Origin of the sequence: Pseudonocardia sp. ICBG1034 (genome assembly GCF_020131375.1) — a bacterium.
Classification (GTDB): Bacteria; Actinomycetota; Actinomycetes; order Mycobacteriales; family Pseudonocardiaceae; genus Pseudonocardia; species Pseudonocardia alni.
Genome location: NZ_JAHLEK010000007.1, coordinates 1 through 9,733, shown reverse-complemented (window position 1 = coordinate 9,733; position 9,733 = coordinate 1). Strand labels below are relative to the sequence as shown.

The 9,733-nt window shown below is 74.7% G+C and carries 9 protein-coding genes and 1 pseudogene; all 10 read right to left on the bottom strand.

All coding sequences use genetic code 11. From position 1 onward, the window contains the following. Positions 1-217, bottom strand: a pseudogene (locus tag KPF22_RS00360) (hypothetical protein); the annotation flags it as partial. Positions 218-305: 88 nt separating this feature from the next. Beyond that, positions 306-1,160 carry a DivIVA domain-containing protein gene (locus KPF22_RS00355; RefSeq protein ID WP_062402187.1) on the bottom strand — a complete coding sequence of 285 codons (855 nt, stop codon included), beginning with the start codon at positions 1,158-1,160 and terminating at the stop codon, positions 306-308. Between the two features lie 47 nt (positions 1,161-1,207). After that, positions 1,208-1,504: a YggT family protein gene (locus tag KPF22_RS00350; RefSeq protein WP_373324230.1), complete on the bottom strand. Its 297-nt coding sequence runs from the start codon at positions 1,502-1,504 to the stop codon at positions 1,208-1,210. A 3-nt stretch (positions 1,505-1,507) separates the two neighbouring features. Then, positions 1,508-2,257, bottom strand: coding sequence for a cell division protein SepF (locus KPF22_RS00345; RefSeq protein WP_062402184.1), 750 nt, complete (start codon positions 2,255-2,257; stop codon positions 1,508-1,510). Between the two features lie 128 nt (positions 2,258-2,385). After that, on the bottom strand, positions 2,386-3,144 hold the full coding sequence (locus KPF22_RS00340) for a YggS family pyridoxal phosphate-dependent enzyme (protein ID WP_208820705.1): 759 nt from the start codon (positions 3,142-3,144) through the stop codon (positions 2,386-2,388). Positions 3,145-3,208: 64 nt separating this feature from the next. Beyond that, the gene (pgeF, locus tag KPF22_RS00335) at positions 3,209-3,991 is read right to left on the bottom strand and encodes a peptidoglycan editing factor PgeF (protein ID WP_224400913.1); all 783 of its coding nucleotides are present in this window, start codon (positions 3,989-3,991) and stop codon (positions 3,209-3,211) included. A 5-nt stretch (positions 3,992-3,996) separates the two neighbouring features. Then, a complete protein-coding gene (ftsZ, locus tag KPF22_RS00330) occupies positions 3,997-5,400 on the bottom strand; it encodes a cell division protein FtsZ (RefSeq protein WP_224400912.1) in 1,404 nt (467 codons plus the stop codon). Positions 5,401-5,624: 224 nt separating this feature from the next. Further along, a complete protein-coding gene (locus tag KPF22_RS00325) occupies positions 5,625-6,647 on the bottom strand; it encodes a cell division protein FtsQ/DivIB (protein ID WP_224400911.1) in 1,023 nt (340 codons plus the stop codon). Positions 6,648-6,681: 34 nt separating this feature from the next. Then, on the bottom strand, positions 6,682-8,046 hold the full coding sequence (gene murC / locus KPF22_RS00320) for a UDP-N-acetylmuramate--L-alanine ligase (protein WP_244326383.1): 1,365 nt from the start codon (positions 8,044-8,046) through the stop codon (positions 6,682-6,684). Positions 8,047-8,093: 47 nt separating this feature from the next. Continuing rightward, the gene (locus tag KPF22_RS00315) at positions 8,094-9,551 is read right to left on the bottom strand and encodes a glycosyltransferase (RefSeq protein WP_374107441.1); all 1,458 of its coding nucleotides are present in this window, start codon (positions 9,549-9,551) and stop codon (positions 8,094-8,096) included. Positions 9,552-9,733 lie beyond the last annotated feature (182 nt).

Genomic DNA, 9,733 nt, shown 5'->3' with positions numbered 1-9,733 from the left:
CCGCGGGGGCGCCGGTGCCTCGACCGGAGGCGTCGGCCTCCGCCCGGTCACCGGCCTTCACCGCGGCACGGGTCTGCCACCAGTCGTAGGCGAGCACCAGGCCCGCGATCAGGCTGATGACCACCGATGTCCACGCCAGTGCCACCACGTGCAGGAACCATCCTGCGAGCAGCAGCACCAGCGCGATGACCACGAGGATCAGGACCAGCACCAGCATCGGCGAACTCCGTCGGTCGGCAGCGGCACCTGTCCGCTACCCGGTCGTCGTCGGTCGTCCCCGGCGCCTCGGAGGCGCCGTGGGGCGGTCAGCTCCCGGTGTCGGCCCGCTGGCCGTACCCGGAGGCGGCGTACCCGCCGTTCGAGCCCGACCTGGTGGCACCGGAGCCGTCCGACGGGGCAGCGGAACCGCGACCCTCCAGGTCACGCAGCTGCGACTCCAGGTAGGTCTTCAGACGGGTGCGGTACTCCCGCTCGAAGGTCCGGAGCTCGTCGATCTTCTTCTCCAGAACGGACTTGTCGCGCTGGATGGCGCCCATGATCTCGTTCTGCTTGCGCTCGGCCTCGCTGACCAGGCCGGACGCCTTCTCGCGCGACTGGCGCTCGAGCGTCTCGGCCCGCGTGCGGGCGTCGTTGAGCATGGTCTCGGCACGCGAGCGCGCGTCGTTGACCAGGCCGTCGGCCTTCGTCCGGGCGTCCGAGAGGAGCTGCTCGGACTTGTTCCGGGCGTCCGACAGCATCGTGTCGGCCTCGTTCTTGGCCTCCGCGGTCAGGCGGTCCGCCATCTCCTGGGCGAGGCCCAGGACCTTGGCGGCCTGCACGTGGTGGTCACCGCCGTCGGCATCGGCGGGTCCGGCACCGGCCAGCTGCGGAGCGGGAGCACCCGCACCACGGCCCATCGGCGACGGGGAGGCGGCCAGGGCCTGGGTCTGCGCCGGAGCCGGCTGGCTCCGCGCCTCCTCCAGGTCGGCCTCGGCATCGCCGAGACGCTGCTCCAGCTGCGCGACCTGGTCGCGCAGGTCGTCGTTCTCCCCGATCAGCCGGGCCAGTTCGGCCTCGACCAGATCGAGGAAGGCGTCGACCTCGTCCTCGTTGTAACCCCGCTTCCCGATCGGGGGTTTGCTGAACGCGACGTTATGAACGTCGGCGGGCGTCAGCGGCATCGGATCACCTCATGCGGTCCTCGGCGGCACTCCCGGGTGACTGGGGCTCATCCCAGGAGCTGTGATCTGACGGCGCTCATCGAGATGAACACCACCAGCAACAGAACCATAATCGACAGGTCCAGTCCTACGCCTCCGATACGGACCACGGGGATCACTCTCCGCAGCAACTTGACCGGAGGGTCGGTCACGGTGAAGACGACCTCGAGCGCCACGGCGGGCGCTCCGGCGGGTCGCCACTGGCGCGCGAACGACCGGACCATCTCGACGACGATGCGGGCCGCGAGCAGCAGCCAGAAGAAGAACAGGACGTAGTAGATCAGCGTCAGGATCGGGTCGGCCACGACTCAATCCTGTCGGAAAGCTCCGCGCTCGGCGAGCCTCCGCGCGTCGTCCGCGGAGACCTCGACGTCGGCCGGCGTGAGAAGGAACACCCGGTCGGTGACCTTGTCGATGCTCCCGCGCAGTGCGAACGCCAGGCCCGCGGCGAAGTCGACCAGGCGTTTCGCCGCCGCGCCGTCCAGATCCGTGAGGTTCATGATGACGGGCACACCGTCGCGGTAGCGCTCGCCGATGGTGCGGGCCTCGTTGTAGCTGCGCGGGTGCAGCGTCGTGATCGACGCCGGTCCCGCGGCGGCCCGGTCGCGCTGCTCCGGAACCGGCGCGGGAGCCACGACGGGCTCGCTCCGCTCCTCGCGTGCCGGGCCCCGGAGGGTCTCCGGGTCCATCGCCAGCGCCCCGCGGACGGCCGCTCCGGCGCCCCCTCCGAGAGGGGTGGGAAGGTTCCCGCGCTCCGGGACCAGCCCGAGCGTCTCCCGCTCGCCGCGTGGATCCTGCCGCACGGCGCGCGCCGGACGGAGGGTCTCCCGCGCCGGGCGGGCGCCCCATCCGTCCTCGTAGCGGACCGCGGTCTCGTAGCGGTCGTCGTCGTAGGACGCCTGGTCGGCGAACCGACCGGCCCCGGCGGACCAACGGTCACCGCGCGGGCCGGCGTGGTGCTCGTGGCCGCCCCGGTAGTGATCCGGTTCGTCCACGTAGTCCATCTCGTCGGCCGGGACCATGCCGAAGTACGCCTTCAGCCGGTACATCGCGCTCATCCGCTGTCCCCTCGCAGTACTGCTCGACTCCGTACGCGTCCCAACCGCACGCGCACCCCGCGTTCTGGCGACGGTCTCGCCGGCGGTGCGGTCTCCGCCACCTGCTCAGTACCCACACCCACCAGCGATTACTCGGAGGCTATCCGCCGATCCCCCACAAGGGCCGTACCGACACGCACCACCGTCGATCCGTGACCGATCGCCGACTCCAGGTCCCCGCTCATCCCGGCCGACAGGACCGTCGCACCGGGGTGCCGCCCGACGGTCTCCCGGTGCGCCTCGGCGATCCGCTCGAACGCCGCATCGGGCTCCCAGTCCAGCGGCGCGACGGCCATCAGCCCGGCCAGCTCCAGCCCCGGCAGCTCCGTGACCAGGTCCGTCAGCTCGACGAGCCCCTCCGGGGCGACGCCGCCGCGGTCGGCGTCGCCGTCGACGCTGTACTGCACGAGCACCGGCAGCGGGCCGCCGCGATCCCCCGCGTCGCGGGCCTTCGCGACCTCCTTGTCGATCGCGCGGGCCAGCCGGGTCGAGTCGACGGAGTCGATCCGTGTCACCCACGGGAGCACCGTCCGTACCTTGTTGCGCTGCAGCCCGCCGACGAAGAACCAGTCCGGGGAGACGCCCGGGCGCAGGGCCCGGACCTCGTCCACCTTGGACGCCGCCTCCTGCGCGCGGTTCTCGGCGAAGGCGTCCAGCCCGAGGTCGACCAGTGCGGCCACGTCGGCGGCCGGGATCGTCTTGGTGACGGCGAGCAGCCCGACCTCGGAGGGGTCGCGGCCGGCGGCGCGGCAGGCCTCGGCCACCCGCTCGCGGACGGCGGCCAGTCGGTCGGTCAGTTCGCCGACGCGGTCGGCGGTGGGGGTGCGGGGATCGGACACGGCGTCCATCGTTCCCGCCCGCGGGGGCGCCCGCGAGCCCCGCGTGGCGTGGATCGCCGGACCGGGGCGCCGGTCAGCGCGGGTCGAGCCAGGTGATCCCGGCCTGGCGGCCGCAGCGGCCGTCGCGGCGGTGGCTGAACAGGTCCGGGTCCTCGACGGTGCAGCGCGGGTCGGTCGCGACCTTCGTGACGCCGAGGTCGGCGAGGCGGCGGGTGAGCCCGGCACGCAGGTCCAGGCCGGCGGTGCCGGTGCGGGTGGTGGACGCGCTGCCCGGCAGCGCGGCGTCGACCTCGGCGCGCATGGCCGCGGGCACCTCGTAGCAGCGGCCGCAGACCGACGGCCCGAGCAGGACCTCCAGCCGTGCGGGCTGCGCGCCCAGTGCGGTCATCTCGGTCACGACGGCGTCGACGACGCCCGCGGCCGCGCCGACGCGGCCCGCGTGGGCGGCCCCGACGACGCCGGCGACCGGGTCGCCGAGCAGCACCGGTACGCAGTCGGCCGCGAGCACCGCGACACCGAGCAGCGGCACGTCGGTGACGACGGCGTCGACGTCGGCGATGTCCGGGGCGACCCCGCCGGTGCCGGGGCGGGCCCGCGGGGACTCGCGCAGCACGGCGACGTCGCGGCCGTGGACCTGGTTCAGGAACACCAGTCCGGACAGGCCGAGCTCACGCACGACGCGGGCCCGGTTCCCGGTCACCGCGGCCGGGTCGTCCCCGACCCCCGACGACAGGTTGAACGAGGTGAACGGGCCCTCGGACCGGCCACCGGCGCGGGTGGTGGTGACCCGGCGGATCCGCGCGCGGCGGGTGCCGCCCGCGCGGGCCGCCGTGGCCGGTGTCGGTGCGTCCGGCACGCGGGTCAGCGCCGCATGAACGGCGGGACGTCCACCTCGTCCTCGACCGGCTCGGCCGGACGCGCCGCGGGGTTCCCGCCGACGGTCCCGTGCTGGGCCGGGGCCGACGTCGGCGAGGCCGGCGCGGACATCGGACCGCTCGGGACGGACGCGCCGTCGCCGCCGTGGTGCTGGGTGTCGCCCTGGCGCGGGGCCGGGGCGGTGGGCTGCGCGGGCGGCAGCGTCCCGGTGCGCTCGGGGGCCTGCGCCGTGGCGGGCAGGTGCGGCGCCGACGGGGTGGTCGCGGTCGTCGCGGCCCAGCGGGACTGGCCCTGCGGCTGCTGGCCCTGGTGCTGCTGGGTGTGGTGCTGCTGGGTCTGCTCGGCCTGCTGCGGCGCGGGCGGCGCGGACTGCGGTGCCGGCTCGGCGGACTTCTGGGTGCCGCGGGCGAACACGGCGGGCTCGAGCTTCTTGTGGGTCGGCGTGCCGCCCTCGAAGCCGGCCGCTATCACGGTGACCCGCACCTCGTCGCCGAGCGAGTCGTCGATCACGGTGCCGAAGATGATGTTCGCCTCGGGGTGCGCGGCCTCCTGGACCAGCGACGCCGCCTCGTGGATCTCGAACAGACCGAGGTCCGAGCCGCCCGCGATCGACAGCAGCACGCCCTGCGCGCCGTCCATCGACGCCTCGAGCAGCGGCGAGTTGATCGCCTTCTCGGCGGCCTGCACCGCGCGGCCCTCGCCGCGTGCGGACCCTATTCCCATCAGCGCCGACCCGGCCCCGGACATGACCGACTTGACGTCGGCGAAGTCGAGGTTGATCAGGCCGGGGGTGGTGATCAGGTTGGTGATGCCCTGGACACCGGAGAGGAGCACCTCGTCGGCGGAGCGGAAGGCGTCCATCAGCGAGACGCCGACGTCGCCGAGCTGCAGGAGCCGGTCGTTCGGGATGACGATGAGGGTGTCGCACTCGTTGCGGAGCGCCTGGATGCCCTCCTCGGCCTGCCCGGCGCGGCGGCGCCCCTCGAAGGTGAACGGGCGGGTGACGACACCGATGGTCAGCGCGCCGAGCTTGCGGGCGATCGACGCGACGACGGGTGCGCCGCCGGTGCCGGTGCCGCCGCCCTCGCCCGCGGTGACGAAGACCATGTCGGCCCCCTTGAGGACCTCCTCGATCTCCTCGGCGTGGTCCTCGGCGGCCTTGCCCCCGACCTCGGGGTTGGCGCCGGCACCGAGGCCGCGGGTCAGCTCACGACCGATGTCGAGCTTCACGTCGGCGTCGGACATGAGGAGGGCCTGGGCGTCGGTGTTCACCGCGATGAACTCGACGCCCTTGAGGCCGACCTCGATCATCCGGTTGACGGCGTTGACGCCGCCGCCACCGATGCCGACCACCTTGATCACTGCCAGGTAGTTGTGCGGGGGCGTCATGCGCGGCACCTTCCAGTCGCTCGGGGTCCGGGGTTCGGGTGGGTCAAGCTCCGGGTGCCCCGGGCCTTCGGGTGCGCACGCTAAGTGGAGTGCGGTGCCCGGGTCCAGCAGGCGCGCCGCACGACGACAACACCCCGCCCGGGTGGTTCGACCTCGCCGCCGATGGAAACCCGCACGGTCGTCGGACGGTCACCCACCGCGACCATCGGGCCGGGTGCGGCGGGTCAACGCTGCCGGACGGTGACCAGCGACGGGCTGGAGACGTCGTAGACGGCGCCCTCGCGCTGCAGCACCGGTCCGAGGACCCGGGCCCGGGCGGCGGTCCGGTCGGTGTCCGGCCACGGGCCCCACAGGACCCGCCGGTCCTCGGTGAGCCCCAGCTCGAAGGTGGATCCGCCCCCGCCGAGCGACAGCGTCTGCACCTGGTCGCGGACCGGGGCCGGCAGTGCCTGCAGGACGCCGACCGCGGCGAGGGTGGCGGGATCGTCCGGGGCGACGCGCGGCAGCTGGAGCCGGGGCAGTCGCACGTCGGGCGGGGCGTCGCGGTAGACGAACCCGGTGACGTCGACGAGCTTCGGTCCGTCCGGGGTGTCGAGCAGCGCGGCCGGGGTGCGTTCGGTCACGGCCACCACCAGGGTGTCCGGCCAGGACCGGTCCACCTCCACCGCGGCGACGCCGGGGATGGCCGACACGCGGGCGGCGACGCCGTCGGTGTCGACCGCGGCGAGCGGGACACCGGTCTGGTCGCCCGCGGCGTCCTCGACGTCGCGGACGGGGATCTGGCGGGTGCCGTCGACCCGCACGGTGGCCACCGGGGGGCCGTACCGGCCCAGCGCCCACCAGCCGGCCGCGGACACCCCGAGGAGCACGACGGCGGCGGTGGCCAGCAGGGCGACGAGGCGACGGCGCCGGTAGCGCGGGTCGCGGCTGCGGGACCGTTCGGCCGCGCGGGCCGCCGTGCGCTCCCGGACCGCGGCAGCCGCGCCGCGCCCGCTCCCCCGGCCCGCCGGGCCGGCCACCTCGTCGGTGTCGGCGGCCCGGTCGCCGGTCTCCCCGGGCTCGTCGGGCTGGTCGTGGCCGTCGGCGGCGGGGGTCCCGGCGGCGGCGCGGCGTTCGGCGGCGCGGCGCTCCCGGATGCGCCGGGCGCGCTCGGCGGCGCGGCGCTCCTGCTCGGGGTCACGGCGGCCCGGCGAGCGGGCACCGTCCCGGGCCCGGTCGTCGCCGGTGTCCTGCTCGTCGCTGCTCATCGTGCCCCCGCTGTGCCGCCGCCGTGTCGCGCGCTCACCCCTCGCCGGCGAGCTCCCGCAGGATCTCCGGCCCGAGCGCGGTGACGTCACCGGCGCCCATGGTGATCACGACGTCGCCGTCGGTCGCGAGCGCGGCGATCGCCGCGGGTGTCCGCTCCCACGAGGGGGCTCGGTGCACCCGCCCGGCCGGCAACGTCACCGCGTCGGTGATGAGCGCCGGACCGACGCCGGGTTCGGGATCCTCCCGGGCACCGTAGACGTCGAGCACCATCACCTCGTCCGCCAGCGACAGCGACGCGCCGAACTCGGCGGCGAACAGCCGGGTGCGGGAGTAGAGGTGCGGCTGGAACGCGACCAGGACGCGGCCGCGTCGCCCGTCGCGGACCGGCGCGGCCTCGCGGGCGGCGCGCAGGGTGGCGGCGACCTCGGTGGGGTGGTGGGCGTAGTCGTCGTAGACCGACACGCCGCGGGCGCGGCCCTTGAACTCGAACCGGCGCTGCACCCCGCCGAACCCGGCGAGACCCTCCAGCAGCACGGCCGGGTCGGTCCCGACGGCGACGCCGGCGAGGAACGCACCGAGCGCGTTGAGGACCATGTGCTCGCCCGGGACGCCGAGGGTGAGCTCGTGCTCGGCGTCGCCGGTGCGGAACCGTGCGCGGCAGCCGGTGCCGTCCGGGGTGAACTCGAGCAGCCGGGCGTCGTGCGGGCCGGTCGCGGTGCGGCCGTAGCGCAGCACGGTGACGCCCGACTCCTCCGCCCGCACCGCGACCTCGGCGGACCCCGGGTCGTCGGCGCAGGCGACCAGCGTGGCGCCGGGGACGAGCCGTTCCAGGAACCGCTCGAACACCGCCCGGTAGGCGGCCTCGTCGCCGTGGTGGTCGAGGTGGTCGGGCTCGACGTTGGTGACGATCGCGACCGACGGGGCGAACGCGGTGAACGAGCCGTCGCTCTCGTCGGCCTCGACGACGAACACGTCGCCGCTGCCGTGGTGGGCGCCCGACCCGGACACCGACAGATCGCCGCCGATCGCGAACGACGGGTCGGCCCCGGCGTGCTGCAGGGCGACGGTGACCATCGACGTCGTCGAGGTCTTGCCGTGCGTCCCGGCGACGGCGACCAGCCGCCGTCCCTCGGTGAGCGCGGCCAGCGCGACCGCCCGGTGGACGACGTCGTAGCCGCGCTCGCGGGCGGCGGCCAGCTCCGGGTTGGTCTCCCGGATCGCGGTGGAGACGACCACGGTCGGCGGGGTCTCGCCGTCGTGGCGCAGGTGACCGGCGTCGTGCCCGGTCTCGACGCGTGCGCCGAGCGCGCGCAGCGCGGTGACCGTGCGGGAGTCCCGCGCGTCGGACCCGGAGACGGTCGCTCCGCGGGCGAGCAGGATCCGCGCGATCCCGCTCATCCCGGCGCCGCCGATCCCGATGAGGTGGACGTGGTCGGAGAGCACGCTCACCGGCCCGCCACCTCCATGACGATGCGGGCGATCCTCTCGTCGGCCTCGCCGTGCCCGGCGGCGCGGGCGCGGCGGCCCATCGCGAGGGCCAGGTCGGGGTCGGTGAGCATCGGCATCAGCTCGTCGATCGCGCGGTCGCCGTTCATGTCCTCGTCCTGCACGAGCTTGCCGCCCCCGGCCTCGACGACCGGGCGGGCGTTGAGCGCCTGCTCACCGTTGCCGTGCGGCAGCGGCACGTACACCGCGGGCAGCCCGACGGCGGTGAGCTCGGCGACGGTGGTCATGCCGGACCGGCCGAGGACGACGTCCGCGGCGGCGTAGGCGAGGTCCATCCGCTCGATGTAGGGCACCGGCACGTAGCCGGGCCGCGGGTCGGCGGGGGTGCCGTTCTTCCCGTACGCGTGCAGGACCGAGATGCCCCGCTCGGTGAAGGCGGGCAGGGACTCGGCGACCGCGTCGTTCAGGGTCCGGGCGCCCTGGGAGCCGCCGAAGACCAGCAGCACCGGTCCGTGCGGCGGGAGGTTGAAGTGCGTCCGGGCCTCCGGCCGCAGCGACGCCCGGTCCAGAGTGGTGATCGAGCGGCGCAGCGGCATCCCGACCACCTCCTCGTTCGCGAGTCCGGTGCCGGGCACCGCGACGCAGACGGCGGAGGCGAACCGCGCACCGACCTTGTTCGCGAGCCCGGCGCGGGCGTTCGCCTCGTGCACGACGATCGGCACCCGGCCGCGGGCGCCGAGGTAGGCGGGCAGCGAGACGAACCCGCCGAACCCGACGACGACATCGGCCTCGGCCGCCTCGAGCACCTCACGGACACGCTTCACCGCGCCCCGGACGTTCCCGGGGAGCTTGAACAGGTCGGCGGTGGGCTTGCGGGGCAGCGGCACCGGCGGGATCAGCTGGTGTCCTGCAGGTTCGCGACGATCCCGTCCAGTTGGACGGGCTCGCGGTTGAGCGTGCCGGTGGTCCGCTGCAGGCCCCGCACGACGTCGGTCAGGTCCTTCTCCGGCTGGGTGCCGCGCAGGGACTCGATGACCCCGGCGCCCGGGCCGAGGTCCCCGGCGCCACGGCGAGCAGCTCGTGCAGCGCCTCGTTGCCGCCGGCGTTGCGAGGGTCTCGTCGAACTGGGTGACCGCGGTCTTCGCGCCCTCCAGGGCGTCGGGCTGCAGGCGCTCGGCGACGTCGTCGACCTCGGTGGGCAGCCGGGTGCGGTCCACCGGGATCTGCTGGGTCCACTCCGCGGTGCGGTCACCGCCGGGGACGATGTCGATGTAGAACAGGCCGGACAGCAGGGTCGTGGGCCGCAGGCGCGCCGACGGCTGGTCGCCGACGGTGTCCACGACCTCCGGGTCGACCACGACGGTCACGATCGCACCGCCGTCGGGGGCCGGGTCGACCGAGCTGACGACACCGGAGTCGACACCGGCGACCTTCGCCTTCGACGCGTCCTCGAACAGGAACTGGTTCGCGGCGAAAGTGGATGGTGCGGGTCTGCGACCCGGTCAGCTTCATCAGCAGCGTCGTGACCTGCGGCTTGAACAGCCCGAGGACCAGTGCCAGCAGCATCAGCCGATGACGGCGAGCGCGGCCACCCAGAGCGGGAGGCGGCGCCGCAGCCGCGGCGTGGCGGTGGTGCCCT